General features: G+C 61.8%; 19 protein-coding genes. 6 read left to right on the forward strand and 13 right to left on the reverse strand.

What is annotated here, in order from left to right; genetic code table 11:
* The first annotated feature begins 1 nt into the window (after nt 1).
* The 3 genes from ACGYLC_RS14885 (at nt 2) to ACGYLC_RS14895 (ending at nt 3,033) form a co-directional block, all read left to right on the forward strand.
* On the forward strand, nt 2-922 hold the full coding sequence (locus ACGYLC_RS14885; protein ID WP_394423586.1) for an isoaspartyl peptidase/L-asparaginase family protein: 921 nt from the start codon (nt 2-4) through the stop codon (nt 920-922).
* A 141-nt stretch (nt 923-1,063) separates the two neighbouring features.
* Complete coding sequence (locus ACGYLC_RS14890) at nt 1,064-1,642, forward strand: TRAP transporter small permease subunit (RefSeq protein ID WP_394423588.1); 579 nt, start codon at nt 1,064-1,066, stop codon at nt 1,640-1,642.
* Nucleotides 1,642-3,033, forward strand: coding sequence for a TRAP transporter large permease subunit (locus ACGYLC_RS14895; RefSeq protein ID WP_394423589.1), 1,392 nt, complete (start codon nt 1,642-1,644; stop codon nt 3,031-3,033). Before ACGYLC_RS14890 ends, ACGYLC_RS14895 begins: the two co-directional genes overlap by 1 nt.
* A 284-nt stretch (nt 3,034-3,317) precedes the next feature.
* Here ACGYLC_RS14895 and ACGYLC_RS14900 read toward each other — a convergent pair whose 3' ends face one another.
* Nucleotides 3,318-4,412, reverse strand: coding sequence for a TRAP transporter substrate-binding protein (locus ACGYLC_RS14900; RefSeq protein WP_394401192.1), 1,095 nt, complete (start codon nt 4,410-4,412; stop codon nt 3,318-3,320).
* 242 nt (nt 4,413-4,654) lie between these two features.
* Between ACGYLC_RS14900 and ACGYLC_RS14905 the strand changes: the two genes are divergently transcribed.
* The 3 genes from ACGYLC_RS14905 to dctP are packed head-to-tail and all read left to right on the forward strand — an operon-like array spanning nt 4,655 to nt 7,575.
* Nucleotides 4,655-5,155 (forward strand): TRAP transporter small permease subunit, encoded by a 501-nt coding sequence (locus ACGYLC_RS14905; protein ID WP_394423739.1) that lies wholly within the window; start codon nt 4,655-4,657, stop codon nt 5,153-5,155.
* Between the two features lie 16 nt (nt 5,156-5,171).
* On the forward strand, nt 5,172-6,467 hold the full coding sequence (locus ACGYLC_RS14910) for a TRAP transporter large permease subunit (RefSeq protein WP_394401318.1): 1,296 nt from the start codon (nt 5,172-5,174) through the stop codon (nt 6,465-6,467).
* Between the two features lie 19 nt (nt 6,468-6,486).
* Nucleotides 6,487-7,575, forward strand: coding sequence for a TRAP transporter substrate-binding protein DctP (gene dctP, locus ACGYLC_RS14915; RefSeq protein ID WP_067266589.1), 1,089 nt, complete (start codon nt 6,487-6,489; stop codon nt 7,573-7,575).
* Nucleotides 7,576-7,812: 237 nt separating this feature from the next.
* Here dctP and ACGYLC_RS14920 read toward each other — a convergent pair whose 3' ends face one another.
* The 12 genes from ACGYLC_RS14920 to ACGYLC_RS14975 form a co-directional block, all read right to left on the reverse strand.
* On the reverse strand, nt 7,813-8,547 hold the full coding sequence (locus ACGYLC_RS14920) for an amino acid ABC transporter ATP-binding protein (RefSeq protein ID WP_394423590.1): 735 nt from the start codon (nt 8,545-8,547) through the stop codon (nt 7,813-7,815).
* Nucleotides 8,544-9,218 carry an amino acid ABC transporter permease gene (locus tag ACGYLC_RS14925; RefSeq protein WP_394423592.1) on the reverse strand — a complete coding sequence of 225 codons (675 nt, stop codon included), beginning with the start codon at nt 9,216-9,218 and terminating at the stop codon, nt 8,544-8,546. The genes ACGYLC_RS14920 and ACGYLC_RS14925 overlap by 4 nt, the downstream gene beginning before the upstream one ends.
* A 3-nt stretch (nt 9,219-9,221) precedes the next feature.
* Nucleotides 9,222-9,980 carry an amino acid ABC transporter substrate-binding protein gene (locus ACGYLC_RS14930; protein ID WP_394423594.1) on the reverse strand — a complete coding sequence of 253 codons (759 nt, stop codon included), beginning with the start codon at nt 9,978-9,980 and terminating at the stop codon, nt 9,222-9,224.
* A gap of 244 nt (nt 9,981-10,224) precedes the next feature.
* Entirely contained in the window at nt 10,225-11,580 is a 1,356-nt protein-coding gene (locus ACGYLC_RS14935) for a sigma-54-dependent transcriptional regulator (protein WP_394423595.1), read from the reverse strand.
* A gap of 17 nt (nt 11,581-11,597) precedes the next feature.
* Nucleotides 11,598-11,723, reverse strand: coding sequence for a hypothetical protein (locus ACGYLC_RS14940; RefSeq protein WP_259950196.1), 126 nt, complete (start codon nt 11,721-11,723; stop codon nt 11,598-11,600).
* A gap of 34 nt (nt 11,724-11,757) precedes the next feature.
* Nucleotides 11,758-12,957: a formate dehydrogenase subunit gamma gene (locus ACGYLC_RS14945; protein ID WP_394423597.1), complete on the reverse strand. Its 1,200-nt coding sequence runs from the start codon at nt 12,955-12,957 to the stop codon at nt 11,758-11,760.
* A 67-nt stretch (nt 12,958-13,024) separates the two neighbouring features.
* Nucleotides 13,025-13,618: a formate dehydrogenase FDH3 subunit beta gene (fdh3B, locus tag ACGYLC_RS14950; protein WP_067266580.1), complete on the reverse strand. Its 594-nt coding sequence runs from the start codon at nt 13,616-13,618 to the stop codon at nt 13,025-13,027.
* 12 nt (nt 13,619-13,630) lie between these two features.
* Complete coding sequence (locus ACGYLC_RS14955; protein ID WP_394423598.1) at nt 13,631-16,618, reverse strand: formate dehydrogenase subunit alpha; 2,988 nt, start codon at nt 16,616-16,618, stop codon at nt 13,631-13,633.
* 101 nt (nt 16,619-16,719) lie between these two features.
* Nucleotides 16,720-16,932: a twin-arginine translocation pathway signal protein gene (locus ACGYLC_RS14960; protein WP_067266573.1), complete on the reverse strand. Its 213-nt coding sequence runs from the start codon at nt 16,930-16,932 to the stop codon at nt 16,720-16,722.
* A 65-nt stretch (nt 16,933-16,997) separates the two neighbouring features.
* Nucleotides 16,998-17,606: a molecular chaperone gene (locus tag ACGYLC_RS14965; RefSeq protein ID WP_394423599.1), complete on the reverse strand. Its 609-nt coding sequence runs from the start codon at nt 17,604-17,606 to the stop codon at nt 16,998-17,000.
* Nucleotides 17,603-18,235, reverse strand: a complete 633-nt coding sequence (locus tag ACGYLC_RS14970) for a DUF3306 domain-containing protein (RefSeq protein ID WP_394423600.1) — start codon at nt 18,233-18,235, stop codon at nt 17,603-17,605. Before ACGYLC_RS14970 ends, ACGYLC_RS14965 begins: the two co-directional genes overlap by 4 nt.
* Nucleotides 18,232-18,771, reverse strand: a complete 540-nt coding sequence (locus ACGYLC_RS14975; RefSeq protein ID WP_394423601.1) for a DUF3305 domain-containing protein — start codon at nt 18,769-18,771, stop codon at nt 18,232-18,234. The genes ACGYLC_RS14970 and ACGYLC_RS14975 overlap by 4 nt, the downstream gene beginning before the upstream one ends.
* Between the last annotated feature and the right edge of the window lie 59 nt (nt 18,772-18,830).

An 18,830-nucleotide genomic window follows, 5' to 3' on the forward strand; every position in this document is an offset into this window, starting at 1 on the left:
AATGACCTATTCCCTTGCCATCCATGGCGGTGCCGGAACCATCCTCAAGGAAAACATGACACCTCAGAAGGAGGCCGCCTATCACGACGGCCTCGCCCGTGCCTTGGAGGCTGGGGAAGTGGTGCTGCGCGACGGCGGGAGTGCGATGGACGCGGTGGTGGCCGCGGTCTGCGCGCTGGAGGATGAACCGCTGTTCAACGCAGGACGCGGCGCGGTCTATACTTCGGAAGGCGTGCAGGAGATGGACGCCGCCGTGATGGATGGCAGCGATCGGCGCGCGGGATCAGTGGCCGGTGTCTTCGGGCCGAAGAACCCCATCAAGCTCGCCCGCGCCGTGATGGAGCGCACCGAGCATGTCACGCTGATCGGCCCCAACGCGCTGGAGATCGCGCGGCGGGCGGGCTTGGAGTTCGGCGACCGCGACTATTTCTTCACCCAGTCCCGCTGGGATGCGCTGCAAGAGACGCTTGAGATGCGGGCACGGGGCGAGGTTTCGGACGATCCGGCGCGGCGGCATGGCACCGTGGGAGCCGTAGCGCGCGACGCGGCGGGCAATCTTGCGGCGGCCACCTCCACGGGGGGCATGACCGCCAAGGCGCCGGGCCGGGTTGGCGACACGCCGATGATCGGCGCGGGCACCTTCGCCGACAACGCGACCTGCGCTGTCTCAGCCACCCGGCACGGCGAGATTTTCATCCGCTGGAACGCCGCCGGAGAGATCGCAGCGCGGATGCGCCATGCGGGCGAGGATCTGGCAACCGCCGCCGAACATGTGGTGATGCAGGATCTGGCAGCCAATGACGGCTCAGGCGGGGTCATCGCGGTGGATGCGGCGGGCAATATCGCCATGCCGTTCAACTCGCAGGGCATGTACCGCGGGATGGTGCGCGGGGGCAGCGCGCCCGAGATCAGTATCTATTGAGCGGCGCGGCCCTTCGGTTGCCTTCCTGCCACGGGAAGGCGACAAATGCCGCCGGGAAGAGCCGCCCGTCATCTAAATCTTGACATTTTGCCCCCTCCCTTTGATTGACGGTCAAACGAACTTGACGGGAGAGGGGACAAGGTGCGTTTTTTAGCAGCAATTGCCAGGGTGATCTGCGCGGTGAATTTGGTCATCGGCCATCTCTTCTCATGGCTCGCACTCGGCATCGTGTTGGTCTGTTTCACCGTGGTCGTGCAGCGCTATGTCTTCGCGATCAGCTTCGTTTGGATGCAAGACCTATATATCTGGCTGAACGGCGCGATGTTTACGGCGGTGGCCGGTTTTGCGCTGCTGCGCGATGACCATGTGCGCGTCGACATTTTCTACCGCCCCGCCACCATGGCCCGCCGCGCGCTGATCGACCTTATCGGCGTCATCGTCTTTCTGCTGCCCTTCTGCTGGATCGTCTACACCTATTCGATTCCCTTCGTGCAGCGCGCTTGGGGCTATCAGGAAGGATCGGCCAACGTCGGCGGCATGCCGGGGCTCTACATCCTCAAAGCCTTCATCATCGGCTTCGCATTTCTACTCGCAATTCAGGGGATTGCATGGATCATCCGCTCCATCCTCGTGCTCAGCGGCAATGCTGAGCTGGTGCCCAAATCCATGCAATACAGCCGGGACCAAATCCCCGCAGACCATCCGCAGGGAGCCGTTTGATGGATCCGATTTTCATTGGCGAGATGCTCGCCGCGCTCATGTTCTTTGGCGTGATCGGCTTTTTGCTGCTCGGCTTTCCGGTGGCTTTCACCCTTGCTGGCGTGTCGCTGCTCTTCGGGGCTGTGGGCATGGGGTTCGGCGTTTTCGATCCGTCGAACTTTGGCTCGCTGCCAAACCGCTATATCGGCTTCATGACCAACGAAGTTTTGGTCGCCGTGCCGCTCTTTATCTTCATGGGGGTGATGCTGGAACGCAGCCAGATCGCCGAACAGCTTTTGCTGACCATGGGCAAGCTTTTTGGCAATATGCGCGGCGGTCTGGGGATTTCGGTGGTGCTGGTGGGGGCGATGCTGGCTGCATCCACGGGCGTCGTGGGGGCCACGGTTGTCACCATGGGCCTGATCTCTCTGCCCGCGATGCTGCGGGCGGGCTATGACCCTAAGCTTGCCACCGGGGTAATCTGCGCCAGTGGCACCTTGGGGCAGATCATTCCGCCCTCTACCGTGTTGATCTTCATGGGCGATATGCTGTCGGGCATCAACTCTCAGGTCCAGATGGCCAAGGGCAACTTCGCCCCCACCCCCGTCTCTGTGGGGGATCTTTTCGCCGGGGCGCTGCTGCCGGGGATTTTGTTGGTCTCGCTTTATCTCAGCTACGTTCTGTTCAAAGCCGCGACCGCGCCCGCCTCCTGCCCCGCGACGCCGGTTCCGGCGGATGAGAAAAGCCAGTTGGTGCGGGATTTCTTTGTCGCCCTGATGCCGCCGCTTTTGCTGATCCTCGCCGTGCTGGGCTCGATCCTCGGCGGCATCGCGACCCCGACCGAGGCGGCCTCTGTCGGTGCCGTGGGGGCGATGGTGCTGGCGGCCCTGCGCTGGCGTCTGTCCTTCCGCATCCTGCGGGAGACGATGATTGCCACAGCCACGATCACCAGCATGGTTTTCATCATCCTGCTGGGCGCCTCGGTCTTTTCGATCGTGTTCCGCATGATGGGCGGCGACAATCTGGTGCATGAGTTCCTCAGCAACCTGCCCGGCGGCCCCTTGGCGGCGGTGGCGGTGGTGATGATCATCATGTTCTTCTTGGGCTTCATCCTCGATACCTTTGAGATCATCTTTATCGTGATCCCGATCACAGCGCCGGTGCTGTTGATGCTGGACATCGATCCGATCTGGCTGGGCGTCTTGGTCGGGGTGAACTTGCAGACATCCTTCCTGACGCCGCCCTTCGGCTTTGCGCTGTTCTATCTGCGCGGGGTGGCCCCGGCGGATCTGCCGACGAGCGCGATTTACAAGGGTATCCTGCCATTTGTGCTGTTGCAGGTGGTGGCGATTGCGATCCTCTTTGCCTTCCCGCAGATCGTGACTTGGTTGCCTAAGATGATCGCGGGGTGAGATAGCCCCCCTCGACGTTCAAAGGCCCGGCGTTGCTGCCGGGCCTTTTTGGTTGGGCGGTAAGGGCATCGCCCTCCCTGGTGGGCGATCGAGCCCGTGAAAGGGGCTGCGCGGGGGCCCATCTCGCCGACCGATCCGGCTCGGGCTACGTCGCAAAATCGCCCTCCGGGGGGAGGGAGGGCGATGCCCGGTGTGCCACCGGGCGGGACAGATCTCTTGGAGTTCGCCCATGAAGAAGGCCCGGCGTTCCCACCGGGCCTTTTCAATCTCATCTAACGCGAAGCTCAGTACTTCAGGAACTTCTGACGCGCCTGCACATAGGGGCTGTCGATGCTCTCGGTCCGGGTGCGGACGAGGTTCAGCGCTTCGACAAAGCTCTCGGCGGTTTTCTTGACCAGCGGGTCGTCGCTGTTGCGCAGTTCTTCAACCACTTCGACCGAGGCTTTGGCACCGGCCTCCATGATGTCATCGGGGAAGTTGCGCACGGTCACGCCATGCTCTTCCTGCAGGGTCTTCAGTGCACGCGGATCGTTGGCGTAGAAGTCAGCGGCGACTTGGTCGTATTCCGCTTGGCTCACATCGCGGATGATCGCCTGCAGGTTCTCGGGCAGTTCCTGATACTTCTTCTTGTCGACGACAAGCTCGGTCGCCAGACCCGATTCCACGAAGGACGGCATGTAGTAGTTCTTGGCCACCTGATGGAAGCCGAGCGCCAGATCGTTGTAGGGGCCGACGAATTCGGCCGCGTCGAGTGTGCCCGATTGCAGCGCCTGGAAGATTTCGCCCGCGGCCATGTTGGTCACGGTCGCGCCCAACTTCTCCCACACGCGGCCACCGAGGCCCGGCGTCCGGAAGCGCACGCCTTTGACATCGTCGAGGCTTTTCAGCTCATCCCGGAACCAGCCGCCGGTCTGCGTGCCGGTGTTGCCCGACAGGAAGCCCTGAACGCCGAACTGGTCGTAGATCTCGTCCCAGATTTCCTGACCGCCCATGTAGCGCATCCAAGCTGTCAGCTCGGGCGTGGTCATGCCGTAAGGAACGCCGGTGAAGAAGGACAGCGCGGGCGATTTGTTCTGCCAGTAGTAGGCGGCGCCATGGCTCATCTCGGCGGTGCCGTCGATCACGGCGTCGAGCGATTGCAGCGGCGGCACCATCTCACCGGCGGAGAAGACCTGAATGGTCAGCTCGCCACCCGAGGCGGCGGTGATCCGGTCGGCCAGACGCTGCGCGCCGACACCCAGACCGGGGAAGTTCTTGGGCCAAGTGGTGACCATGCGCCAGGTGATGTTACCCTGCGCAATAGCGGGCGCTGCAAGTGTCGTGGCGGCAGCACCTGCCCCCATCACACCGGCTTTGCGGATAAATGAACGACGATCCATGTTTTTCCTCCCAAACGGATATTTGCTTAGCCTCCCCCGACGTCGACGCGGAGGGCCATGCGCAGCAGATAATCGTCGCTTTTGGAAAATGTCCATGGCCTAGGCAAATTGAAATCTCAGCTTCTGGACAATCCCGCCCCAAGCCGCATACGTAGTGCTACTTAAAGCGGCATTATTAATGGTCTTGTGCCTTGTTTTCGGCAGAAAGGCCAATAATGTGCGAGCTGCCAGGGAGGGCTCAGATCGTGATAAAATTCATCGACCAGATGAACGAATTCGTCGGGCGTATCGTGTCGGTCGTCGCCGTCATTTTCGCCGCAATCATCATCTATGACGTCTTCATGCGCTATGCGCTGAATGACCCGACCCGCTGGGCTTTTGACGTTACGAAACAGTTATATGGCTTCTATTTCGTGATGCTGGGCGGCTATGCACTGCGCCATCAGGCCCATGTGCGGGTCGATCTGATCACCGAAACCCTTGGCCCCAGCCTGCGCCGTTGGGTCGAAGCGGCGGGCTATGTGATCTTCTTTTTTCCCTTCGCGTGGATCTTTACAACCCGCTCCTATGAATTCGCCATGCGCTCCTATGCCCAAGGTGAGACGACATATGGCTCAGTCCAACTGCCGGTCTATCCGCTGAAAATGGCCATGGCCCTCGCTGCCGGTCTGCTGCTGCTGCAAGGTGTGTCGGAATTTTTGAAACTCGTACTTAACCGTCAGGAACTGCCCCGTGACGCCTGAACTCATTGCACTCACCATGTTCGGCCTGCTTTTGCTGGGCCTTTTCATGGGCCACCCGCTGGCCTTCGTTTTGGGCGGCACCGCCGTTTTGGGCGCTGTCATCGCCGGCAAACCGATGGTGCTGGGCATCGTCATCAACCGGATTTTCGGCGATGTGCTGGACAACTTCACGCTGATCGCGATTCCCCTTTTCATCCTGATGGCAAGGTTCCTGTCCGATTCGGGCGTGACGGATAAGATGTTCGAATCACTGCGGCTTTTGATGTCAAACATCCGCGGCGGCCTAGCGCTGGCGGTGGTTTTCATCTCGATCCTTCTGGCCGCGACCACGGGTATCATCGGCGCGTCGATTACCGTGATGGGCGTGATGGCCCTGCGCCCCATGCTGCAATATGGCTATAGCCCGACGCTGACCACCGGGGTCATCGCCGCCTCTGGCTGTTTGGGCATTCTGATCCCGCCCTCGATCATGTTGATCCTCATGGCCTCCTACTCGCCGCTGTCGGTGGGGGAGCTTTTCGCGGGCGCGATGGTGCCGGGTGTGGTGCTGGGGCTGCTCTATGCGGTCTGGGTGTTCGTCGTCGCCGTGGTCCGGCCCGACATGGCCCCCGCCGTCGAGCCGGATGAAAAGATCTCGAAACCCGCCCTTGTGCGCATGTTGCTGATCGAAGCGGTGCCGCCGCTGGTGCTGATCCTCGGCATCTTGGGCTCGCTGCTCGCGGGCATCGCCACGGCGACCGAAGCCTCCGCCATTGGTGCCGCGCTGGCGCTGGTCATCGTGATCCTGCGCGGAAAGTTCAGCTGGGCTTCCTTCTACGGCGCGATGCTGGAAACCGGGCGCACCTCGGCGATGATCCTCTTCATCGTCATCGGCGCCACCGCCTTTACCGGGGTGTTCAACATCACCGGCGGCCTGCGCGCCACGCAGGAGATCATCCGCAACCTCGACATGGCGCCCTGGCTTTTGATCGCGATGATGATGTTCATCGTCTTCATCCTCGGCGCCTTCCTTGACTGGACCGGCATCGTGCTGCTGTCCTTCCCGATCTTCCTGCCCATCGTGCAGGAGATGGACGTGAGCCTGCTGTGGTTCGTCGTCCTGATGTCGGTGGTTCTGCAAACGTCCTTTTTGACCCCGCCCTTTGGATATGCGCTGTTCTACCTGCGCGCCATCGCCCCACGGGAGGTCAAGACCTCGCATATCATCGTCGGCGTGCTGCCTTTCATCGGTCTGATCCTGATGATGTGCGTGGCCATCGCCCTGTTCCCGCAGCTTGTCACCTGGCTGCCGGAAACGCTCTATACAAAATAATCAACGGAGGAGAGAGATTATGAAATTGAAATCAACCCTTGCTGGTCTGGCACTCTGCGCCGGCGTTGCCACGCAGGCCGCGGCCCAAGACAGCTGGACCATGACCACCACATGGCCCACGTCGCTGGAACTGATCGAGATCGACAAGCACTTCGTCGATCTGGCCAACAAGCTGACCGGCGATGACCTGACAATCGAATTCTTCGAAGGCGGCTCTCTCGTGCCTGCGGGCGAAGTGTTCGGGGCGGTTGAATCCAACACCGTGCAGGCTGGCGCCGACTGGCCCGGTTACTGGGCGGGCCGCAACTCTGCCTTCTCGCCGCTGGCAACCACGGCGAGCCTGTTCAACGCGGTCGACTACGTCAACTGGATCGAGCAATGGGGCGGCAAAGAGCTTTATAACGAGATCTACGGCAAGTTCGGCATGGTCTATCTGCCCTACGGCGTGACCAACAACGAATCCGGTTTCCGCACCAACGAGCAGATCGTCACGCTGGAAGACCTCAAGGGCAAGCGTCTGCGTCTGTCGGGTCTGGAGCAGGGCCGTCTGTTGGAAAAACTGGGCGGTTCGCAGGTCTCCATGGCCGGTGGCGAAATCTATCAGTCGCTTGAGCGCGGCGTGATTGATGGCGCGGAATTCTCGACCCCGAACGTCGATTTCTCGGGCGGTTTCCAGCAGGTCACCAAATACTGGGCAACACCGGGCTGGCACCAGTCCGCTTCGATCTTCGGTGTGATGATCAACAAAGGTGCGTGGGATGCGCTGTCGGACGAGACCCGCGAGGCGCTTGAGATCGCCGCGCAGGCCAACCTCGTCTGGTCGCTGTCCTTCACCGAGAAGCGCGCGACCGAAGCCTACCAACAGTTCCTCGACGCGGGCATCGAAATCAACCGCTATGATGACGAGACGCTGACCAAGGTTCAGGAGATGGCCAACGAGACCATCGAAGAGACCGCCTGCGAGAACCCCGATTCCGCCAAGGTTTATCTGAGCCAGCTGGAGTATCTGAACGACTACGCCAAATGGCGTGACGCTTCGGCTCCGTTCAACCTTGGCCGCACGCCGAACGGCCCGGACATCGAGAAAATCCGCGCCTGCGCGGAGTGATTTGAGCGTTTAGCTTTGATGGAAAGGCCCGCCATTGGCGGGCCTTTTTTTCATTCACGAGGGCCATCGCCTACCCGCGGGTTGGCGATCAAAAGTCGCTTCGTACCACTTTATAGCTTAACCGTGATGTGCGCTCGCGAGGTTGCACCCAGCCTTTCCAAATCGCCTCCCCGTCCGGGCGGGCAGGCGATGGCCCGGCGCCTGCGGCTTGCTTCCGGGCCGGGGTGGTATTTCCCCCTACCCCTCGACCCGTTTCAAGAACTTCTGCAAACGCGCATCCTTTGGCGCGCCAAAGATCTCTGACGGGGCACCGCTCTCAACAATCTTCCCGCCATCCATGAAAATCACCCGATCCGCGATCTCGCGCGCGAATTGCATCTCATGGGTCACGATCAGCATGGTCTGCTTGCGCTCCGCCACCGCGCGCATCAGGTCGAGCACCTCCCCCACCCACTCAGGGTCAAGCGCCGAGGTCGGCTCGTCGAACAACATCAGTTCCGCCCCGAGCGCCATGGCACGGCCGATACCAACGCGCTGCTGCTGCCCGCCGGACAACGCCGCGGGGAAACTGTCGGCCTTATCGGCCAGTCCGGTCTCGGCCAGAACCGAGAGCGCGCGTTTTTCGGCCTCGGCCTTCGGGCGTTTCTGCACCGTGACGAGCGCTTCCATGATGTTCTCTTTCGCCGTCTTATTGGCGAAAAGCGCGTAGTTCTGAAAGACCATCGCCGTCCGGCGGCGCAGCGCCAGAATATCAGCCTTGCGCGCCTTGGCGGCATCGACGGTCACATCGCCGATGCGAATGATCCCCTCTTGCGGCACGTCGAGAAAATTGAGGCAGCGCAGCAGGGTCGACTTGCCGGTGCCCGAGGGGCCGATCACGACCACCCGCTCGCCCTCGGCGATCTGCAGATCAATGCCGTTCAGAACCGGCGCGCCGCCGAAGTCTTTGGTCAGGCCAGTGATATTGATCATCGCACGAACGCCTTATTCAGATAGGTTTCAAGCCGCTTTTGCACTTGGCTCAGCGCTTCGACGATGACCCAATAGATCATGGCGACAACGAGATAGGCCTCGAAATAGAGGAAGCTCCCGGCGGCTTCTTTCTGTGCGGCGCCCATCATCTCGGTCACGCCGAGGGTGAAGGCCAGCGATGTGCCTTTGATCATGTCGATGAAGTAATTCACCAAGGTCGGCGCGGCGATCCGGGCGGCCTGTGGCAGGATGATCCGCCACATCATCTGACCCTGGGTCATGCCGATGGACTGGGCCGCCTCCCATTGGCTGCGGTCCACCCCCAGAATCGCGGCGCGGATGCTTTCGGCCATATAGGCCGCGAAATGCAGGGTCAGCCCCATGATGGCCGCGGTCACGCCGCTGATATTCGTCAAGAACGACAGAACCTGCGGCAGACCGAAGTAGAAAAGGAACAGTTGCACCAAGAGCGGCGTGCCGCGAAAGAAACTGATGAAAACGATCACCAGCCAATCGAGCACGGGCACCTTCACAACCCGTTCGACCGCCAATAGCGAAGCGAGGATGAGTGCGAACACCATCCCCGCCACCGCCATGAACAAAGTTAGCGGTACGTAGCCCAATATGACGGGCACCAGCCCCAGCATGTAGTCAAGGTCTAGCGCCCGCATGGGTTACTCCGCTTTGGTGATGTCTGTGCCGAACCACTTGTCCGAGATTTCGGCCAGTGTACCGTCTTCACGCAGGGTTTCCAGCGCGGTGTCGACACGGTCCCGCAGTGCGCGGCCTTCATCATTGTCTTGGAACGGCAGGGCGTTGCGGATTTCAGAGAACGGTTTGCCCGCCAGTTGCAGCGGCAGGGGGCTTTCCTGAATGAGCTGCGCCGAGGAAACCCGGTCCATCACGAATGCGTCTACCCGGCCAAGCGCGGTATCTTGGGCAATGTTGGACTCATAGGTCTTGATCTCGATCTCATCCGCGAAGGCGAGTTCGTTCAAAAGCTGCTCGAAGTTCGACCCGAGGTTCACCGCAACGGTTTTGCCCCGCAGGTCTTCGACGCCGCCGATCTCTTCGTTGCCCTCTTTGGTCACGACCTGCGCACCGTCAAAGACATAAGGCGCGGTAAAGGCGAACTTTTCCTGACGCTCGGGCGTGATGGTGATTTGGTTGGCAATCGTGTCGATGCGGCCTGCGTCGAGCGCGCCGATCAGGCCGGAGAAAGCCATGGTCTCGAACTCGACATCGAAACCCGCTTCTTCGCCGACGGCGTTCATCACATCGACTTCAAACCCCTGAAGCACGTCCTGCTTTACAAAGGTGAAGGGGAAATAGCCGCCCGACATGCCGACGCGGAGCGTGTCATTGTCTTGGGCAAAGGCTGCGGTGCCGGTGACCGCGGCGAGCGCGGTGGCGGTAACGATCTGTTTCAGCATTGAATTTACTCCTCTAACGCTTGCGCTTCAGATGTCACCGGGGGCCGCCCGCTTCAACACCATCGCTGAATCAGGAACGTTTGGCGGGTAGGAACGGTTCAGATGGAATAACGGGTCCAGGGGAGCGCCTGCAGCAGGATAATCTTTTGATGTCAGCACCCGAAACAGAATGATATTCCACGAAACCGAGCCAGATTCCCCACATGCGGAACAGATATGCGCGTTTCGCATAGCTTTATCCGGGTCAGAGCGCCTCGATATCCAACCCTTCGGCGGCCCAAGCGGCAAGCTTACGGTCGACGGTTTTGCGCGACACGCCCAAGCGACGCGCGGCCTCGGCGCGGTTGCCATTCGACAGATCAAGGATGTGCAACATATGCCGCTGCGTGACCAGTTCGAGGTCTTCGATCGCCCTTGGCCCATCGACGGTGCCATGGCCTGCAAAGGCTTCGGGCAGACTGCCGAGGATCACCGAGCGTTCGATCAGGTTGCGCAATTCGCGCACGTTGCCCGGCCAGTCGTAGCGCCGCAGCTTCAGCAAAGTCTCCGCATCCAACCGCAGCGCGGGCATGCCAAGCGCGGTCGAAAACTGCTGCATGAACATCGCCGCCAGTTCAACGATATCGTCCGAGCGGTCCTTGAGCGGAGGCATCGCGACCTCGACCACATTCATGCGGTGATAGAGATCGGCGCGGAAACGCCCCTCTTCCACCGCCTTGGGCAGGTCGGCGTTGGTGGCGAACAGGAACCGCAGGTTCAGGGGAATCTCCCGCTCCGCCCCCTCGGGCCGGATGCGCTGGTCTTCCAACACCCGCAAGAGCGCCGCCTGTAGCTGCTCAGGCATCTGCGCGACTTCGTCCAGAAACAACGTGCCACCGTCGGCCAAGAGGAACAGCCCCGGTTGCAGGGTCTCATTTCCCTCCACCGCGCCAAAGAGTTCGGGCACGATCCGGTCCGGCGTGATGGCGGCGCAGTTCACCGCGACGAAAGGATTGTCGGCGCGGTCAGACATCTGGTGCAACTGCCGCGCGGCCAGCTCCTTGCCCGTACCGCTGGGACCGGTGAACAGCACCGGCGTCGGCACCGGGGCAAGACGGTTGAGCATGCCACGCACCTTCGACAGCGCCTCGGATTTACCGAGCATCTGCACCGCGGCACCGCCCTGCAATTCACGCCTGAGCAAGGTGTTGTCGCGGCGAAGGTTCTTGCGGTCCAAAGTCCGCGACACCGCGCCGAGGATTTGGTTCGCCCGGAAGGGTTTCAACACGAAATCACTCACGCCCGCGCGCAGTGCGGCAATGGCGGTTTCAAGATCGGCATAGGCGGTGATCAGGACCGTGTCGGCGTAAAACCCCTTGCGGCGCTGTTCGACGACCCATTCCAACCCGGTTTTGCCGGGCATCACGTTGTCCAGAACGACCACATCGAAATGCGCCTCGTCCAAAAGCTTGGTGGCCTCCGCAGGAGAAGCCGCTTGGGCCACCCGTTTGACGCGCGGCTCCAAGATCTTGGTGAGGAAATGGCGCATCCCCGGCTCATCGTCGATCACAAGGATCGACGCGCCTTCGAGCGTGCCGCCGTATTCATCGCCTGCCGCCATGATATGCCTCTTTGGTGTCAGTCCAGCCGGACGTTTTCACCTGAATAGACCTCGGCGGAGGAAAAGCCTATCTCATGCAACCCGAAATAGGCCACGACGCCGATCACTGCGACGCCCAGAAACCCTGCCAACATGGCCTTCATCGCGCGACTCCTTTGATTTGAACGCCGCCGCCCGTCATTCTGCGGGGGTCCGTTTGTCTTGTTTGACCTCATCAAGCCAGAGCGAATGGTGCTGTTCGGCCCAACGCTCATCGACCTCGCCATTGCCCATGGCGTCAAAGGCGCCTTCCATGCCGAGAGTGCCGATGTAGATATGGCCCAAGATCACCGCCATCATCAGAAAGCCGATGATCGCGTGCCAAAGCTGGGCATATTGCATTTCCGCATGGGGCGTCAGATCGCCCTGAAGCGGACCAAAGCCTGCGGCCTCGGCCATGCCGATGTCATTGATGATGTTGAAGGTATGCCCGAAAAGCTGGATCTCGAAGGGGAAGAGCAACGACAGCCCCGAGAGCGAGACCGAGAAGCCCAGCAGGATCACGGCCCAGAAGACGATCTTTTGGCCGAAGTTAAACTTCTTGGCGGGCGGGTGTTTGTCACCAATGAAGCCGCCGCCCTGTTTGATCCAGACCCAATCGGTTTTGTTCGGGATATTGTGCCAAATCCACATGACAAAGACCATGACGAGCGCGATCATGAAGGCCCATGAGACATTGTTGTGGATGAACTTCGATCCGGTCAACAGGGTGGAATTAAACTCATGCCCGAGCAGAGGGATGATGACCTTGCGGCCAAAGAGCGTGGCCAAGCCCGTCAGCGCGAGCAGGATGAACGAGCCCGCCAGCATCCAATGTGCAAAACGCTCGATGGCTTTGAAACGGGTGACGGTGCGCCCGACCTTGCCGCCTTCGATGCGGATCCGGCCCCGCAGAAGGTAAAAGAGCAGCAGCACGGCCAGCGTCCCGGCGAGCAGCCAAGCGCCATAGGTCGCCAGTGGGCCTTGGCGGAATTGCTGCCACCACATCCCGTTGTCCTGGACAAGGACACGGCCCGTCTTGTTCATCGTGCTCACGCGCACGGGCAATTCGTTATAACGGATGCCGCGCCAGAGGTCGGGGTCGGAGCGCCCGCCAAGGGGGCCGAGGCTTGGCACCGTGGCCGCATCGCCGCCCAGATTGTTGCGCCTGAACCCATCGTCGATCTCTGCGCCGTTCTGACGCCGTTCGATATCGGCCAAGTTCTGCGCGCCGCCGGTGCTGGCGCGGTCGATGGCCGAGGGGGTCGCGTTCTCGGGCAGGCGCACGTCCTGCGCCGTGACGCTGACCGGCAGCGCGGCCAAGGCGAGAATGAAAAGAGCCATCAGGTGGCGCAGCATGGGAAATCCCCCGGCTAGACAGATATGGAGAAAAGGGACGGCCCGAGCAGGCCGCCCCCGAAAGCCGTTACTGGCCCTTTTGCTCGTAAGCCGTGCCCCAGCCCCAAGCGCCGGAGCCAAAGCCGCGTGCGACCACGCGCTCGCGGTAGATGTCCGAGACCATGTCCCCGTCACCGGCCAGAAGCGCCTTGGTCGAGCACATCTCGGCGCAGATCGGCAGTTTGCCTTCCGCGATCCGGTTGCGGCCGTACTTTTGGAACTCGGCCTGAGAGTGGTTTTCCTCGGGGCCACCGGCGCAGAAGGTGCATTTGTCCATCTTGCCGCGGCTGCCGAAGTTGCCAGCCTGCGGGTACTGCGGCGCGCCGAAGGGGCAGGCGTAGAAGCAGTAGCCGCAGCCAATGCAGAGGTCTTTGGAGTGCAGCACGATGCCATCATCGGTCTGGTAGAAACAGTCCACCGGGCAGACCGCCATGCAGGGCGCGTCCGAGCAGTGCATACAGGCGACCGAGATCGAGCGTTCGCCCGGCTGGCCGTCCTGAATGGTCACCACGCGGCGGCGGTTGATGCCCCAAGGCACCTCGTGTTCGTTCTTACAAGCCGTGACGCAGGCGTTGCATTCAATGCAGCGCTCGGCATCGCAGAGAAACTTTGCTCTTGCCATTCTCTTGTCTCCTTACGCTGGCATGATCTTGCAGAGAGTCGCTTTGGTCTCCTGCATTTGCGTGACTGAATCGTAGCCGTAGGTCTGCACGGTGTTGGTGCTTTCGCCCAGAACGATCGGATCGGCCCCATCGGGGTATTTATCCCGCAGGCTGACGCCTTCCATATGCCCGCCGAAGTGGAAGGGCATGAAGGCCACGCCCTCGCCCACCCGTTCGGTGACCATGGCCATCACCTTGATCTTGCCGCCTTCCGGGCCTTCGACCCAGACATCGGCCCCGTCGCGCACACCGAGGTTGTTGGCGTCACGGGTGTTGATCTCGATGAACATGTTCTGCTGCAGCTCGGCCAGCCATGGGTTCGACCGGGTCTCATCCCCGCCGCCCTCATATTCGACCAATCGGCCAGAGGTGAGGATGATCGGGAATTCCTGCGAGAAGTCGTTCTTTTGGATCGACGCATAGAGCGTCGGCACCCGCCAGAAGGTCTTGTCCTCGTAGGTCGGATAATCCGCCACCAGATCGCGCCGGTTGGAATAAAGCGGCTCGCGGTGTTTCGGCACCGGGTCGGGGAAGGTCCAGACCACGCAGCGGGCCTTGGCGTTTCCGAAGGGGGCGCAGCCATGCTCAATCGCCACCCGCTGGATGCCGCCCGACAGGTCGGTCTTCCAGTTGATGCCGCCGACTTGGGCCACGTAATCGGAATCGATTTCACCCTGTTGCGAGGTTTCACCGACTTCCGCCTGCCCGTCATCGGCGTTTTCCGGCGCTTCGTAACCGGCGACAGCTTCGATGACGCGGCGCTCATCCGCTGTCAGGTCGCCGTCCCAACCCAAATCCACCAGCATCTGCATGGTGAATTCGGGATAGCCGTCCTTGATCTCGGACCCTTTGGAATAGACGCCCTCGGCCAGCAGGTTCTCCCCATCACGCTCCACACCGAAACGGGCGCGGAAGGTCAGACCGCCTTGGGCCACCGGCAGCGACATGTCATAAAGGTTCGCCGTGCCGGGGTGGTTCATCTCGGGCGTGCCCCAGCAGGGCCACGGCATCCCGTAGTAATCGCCATCCGCCGGGCCGCCCACGGCACGCAGCGTGGTTTTGTCGAAAGTATGCTGGTTCTGCATGTGCATCTTCATCCGCTCGGGCGACTGCCCGGTATAGCCGATGGTCCACATGCCCTTGTTGAACTCGCGCGTCAGGTCTTCGATCAGCGGCTCTTCACCATTCACCTCGATGTTGCGGAACATGCGATCCTCAAAGCCGAATTTCTTGGCGAACTTATAGAGGATCGTGTGGTCCGGCAGGCTTTCGAACAGCGGCTCCACCACCTTCTCGCGCCATTGGAGCGAGCGGTTCGATGCGGTAACCGAGCCGGAGGTCTCGAACTGTGTGCAGGCCGGGAGCAGATAGGTGTTGTCGGTCCGATCGTGCAGAACGGCGGAAACGGTGGGGTATGGGTCGACCACGACCAAGAGGTCGAGCTTTTCCATCGCCGTTTTCATCTCGCCCTGACGGGTTTGCGAGTTCGGCGCGTGGCCCCAGAGCACCATCGCTTTCGTGTTGTCGGGCTGTTCAAGGTTCTCACGGTCTTCAAGCACGCCGTCGATCCAACGCGACACCGGGATCCCGGTCAGGTTGATCATGCGCTGTTCTTCGCCCGCGCCATCGGTCCAAGAAGCGAAACGGCTCTGGATCCACTCCAGATCCTCACCCCAGACCCGCGCCCAATGCGCCCAAGAGCCATCGGACAGACCGTAGTAGCCCGGCAGCGTGTCGGCCAGAACGCCGAGGTCCGTGGCACCCTGCACGTTGTCGTGGCCGCGGAAGATGTTGGTGCCGCCGCCCGCGGTGCCCATGTTGCCAAGGGCCAGCTGCAGGATGCAGTAGGCGCGGGTGTTGTTGTTGCCGTTGGTGTGCTGCGTGCCGCCCATGCACCAGATCACGGTGCCGGGACGGTGGTTGGCCAGGGTGCGCGCGACGCGCTCAAGCTGGGAGCCGGGCACGCCGGTGACGCGCTCGACCTCATCGGGCGTCCAGTTGGCGACTTCCTTGCGGATCTCGTCCATGCCCCAAACGCGGGTGCGGATGAATTCCTCATCCTCCCAGCCGTTCTCGAAGATGTGGTAGAGGATGCCCCAGACCAGCGCCACGTCCGAGCCGGGACGCATGCGCACATACTCGTCCGCATGGGCCGCGGTGCGGGTGAAACGCGGATCGCAGACGATCAGCGGGGCGTTGTTCTCTTCTTTCGCCTTCAAGACGTGCTGCAGCGAGACCGGGTGCGCCTCGGCGGGGTTGCCGCCGATGATGAAGATCGCACGCGACTTGTGGATGTCGTTGTAGCTGTTGGTCATGGCGCCGTAGCCCCATGTGTTCGCCACGCCCGCCACGGTTGTGGAGTGACAAATCCGCGCTTGGTGGTCGACGTTGTTGGTGCCCCAATAGGCTGCGAATTTGCGGAACAGATAGGCCTGTTCGTTGGAGTGCTTAGCCGAGCCGAGCCAATAGACCGAATCCGGTCCAGAGGTGTCACGGATCGACAGCATCTGATCGCCGATCTCGTTGATCGCCTGCTCCCAAGAGATCCGCTGCCATTCGCCGCCAACCTTCTTCATCGGGTACTTCAGGCGACGCTCGCCATGGGCGTGCTCACGGACCGAAGCGCCCTTGGCGCAATGCGCGCCGAGGTTGAAGGGGCTGTCCCAACCGGGTTCCTGACCCAGCCAAACACCGTCCGACACTTCGGCGATGACGGTACAACCGACCGAACAATGGGTGCAGACGGATTTCTTCACTTCCATCTTGCCACTGACAGCGGCGGTGGCGGCGCTGGCCTGTTGCACGCTGCCCGCGGTGCCTGCGATTGCGGCAAGCCCGCCGATGGCAAGGCCCGAGCCGCGCAGGAACGCGCGCCGGTCAATACCGCTGCGCGCCACATCGGACATGATGCCTGTCCGCTGCGCAGACCGCGCGACCCCATTGGTCTTTTTCCTCAACATATCTTCACTCCCTATGCGCGGGCTGGCCCCGCCTGAGGTGGCTATTGAACGGCGGGCGTTGTCGCCCTGCCAAGTGTCGGGGCCGCGCCCCTGTTATCTGGTCAGAACCGCGCGGCGGCGTAATAGGCGCGCGTGTGTTCGGTGTCTTGGATACGGTCCGAAGACAGGTCGGGCGCCTTGGCCGCTTCGGCCTCGGTCCCGGTGGTGGCCACGGCGACGGCGGCCAAAGGAGCGGCGCTGCCCGCGAATTTCAGGAAGTCGCGCCGATCCTTGCGAACGGCTGTGTCGGTGGATCCCTCTGGCTTGCGTGTCATCTTCTCTCTCCTGTTACGTCTTTGGTTCAGGGGCGCGTGGCCCCGCCTGTCTCATCACGGTGCGTCTAGTCGCCTTTGCTCAGCCGGAAGGCTTCGGCTTCGATCTGCATGAAGGCCCGGCCGATTTTGCCTACGGGGGCATAGAAGACCGAGTTCTTCGCGCCTTCGAGGTCGGCAAAGAAGTGCCCGGCCCAAGGGGCGATATGCCGGTTAAAGAATGTCTTTTGCTGCGCCACGGTGGCAGGCGCCGAGAACCGGCCTGCGATCATCGCGCCCATCATCTCCATCAATGAGGCGATGTTGTCTTCGGGCTCGAACACATTTGCTGCCCGCTCCAACCCGCGCGCGACCATGTCTTGGCGCAGTGCGGCCAGCGGCTTTTCGTTGAGAAAACCGGTGAGGTAGAAGCTGGCATAGGGCAAAAGCTCGCCCCGGCCCAGACCGATGAAGAGCCGGTTAAACTCGCTCTCCGCGCCCGAGGGTTTGGTCTTGCCCGCCAGTTTGGAGAGCGCTTTGAACCCCTGACCCAATTCGCTGTCGTCGCCCGAGAGGGCGGCACATTGATCCAGCAGGACCTGATCCGGCGGGCCGGAAAGGATAAGCCCCATGAAGTTGTAAAGGTCCGCGCGCAGGCGGTCTTCTTCGGGCAGGGGCGTTGCGGCCAATTGGGTCATGCGCTGCTACCTTCCATGTCCTGTGCCAGATCGCTGGCAAAGTGAAACCGCATGCGGCGGTGGGTCGGCGCAGGCTGCGCCTCCGCATCGTCTTCCGGGGCCGCGGTTTGCGCCGCATAGGTTGTGTCGTGAACCAGAGCCGTTTCGGTCCGGCGCGGGCCCGGCACGACGACATCATGGGTCGGTGCCAGCGCGGGCGCTTCTGCCTCAACCACCTCTTCCGGCGCGTCGGCCTCGGCGGTCAGCACCTCTTCGACCTTCGCGACCATGCCCCGGCCCACTTTGTAGATCGTGTTGACCGGCTTTCCAGCGGTGGCCGCCGCGGTGTAATCGTCGTCATAGTCGTTCAACCCGTCAAGGCAGGCCAGCACCGGGTTGGTTTTCCAAAAGCTCCGCAGCGCGCGGGTCTTGAGCCGTTGCGGCAGTTGCGCCTTGAGAAAGGCGCGCAGCTGTTCGCCGCTCACCAGATCCTCGGGCGCGGGCAGGTCGAACTCGGCCAAGAGGTCATCATCGCTGCGCTCGGCCAGCGCTGCCTCTTCGGCGGCGGCGGCGCGGGCTTCGTGCAGGCGCGCTTCGGCCTCCGCCTCGGCGGCGACGGCAGCGCGGCGCTTTTGCCAGAAACCGCTCATGCCAGACGCTTTCGTTTCAACGCGGGCGAGGCGTAGATGTCGGCGGGCTTTTCAATGCGCGGGTCGCCGATACCGTCTTGCTTGCGATCGGTGCGCAGACGATCCCGGCGGCGTTTGACGAAGGCTTCCTCTTGATGGAACTCTTCGACGAATTCCTGCACCCATGCGATCAACCCCGGTGTCATCGCGACCTTTTCCACGACCTCTTCGGCGCTGTCGCAATAGTCCTGCGCCTCATAGGGCGATGCGGTCACCAGGGCGAGCTTGAAGGGGCGGTCGGTCGCGCCGGGAATGGGGCGCATCACGACATAGACACATGGCACATCCGCGCCCAGCCCGTGCACATAAGCTTCGGTTTCGGCCCCATGAAGGTCCAGCTTGAGGGTCGCGGCATGGTATTCGACGGTTTCACCTTCGCGGCGCAGCTCACGCCAATCCGCCTTTTCTGCACCGGGCAGCACGGCGGTCGCTTTCCAGCTCCACTTCGCCCAACGGGTCACACCCGGCACGCGCCGCAGCACAATGCCCAAAGGCATCGTCCGATACATTGTCGGGTTGTGAATCAAGTCGCTCCTCCGTTTCCAAGACCTTCGCC

It is taken from the genome of Sulfitobacter sp. 1A12157, assembly GCF_043557345.1.
Classification (GTDB): Bacteria; Pseudomonadota; Alphaproteobacteria; order Rhodobacterales; family Rhodobacteraceae; genus Sulfitobacter.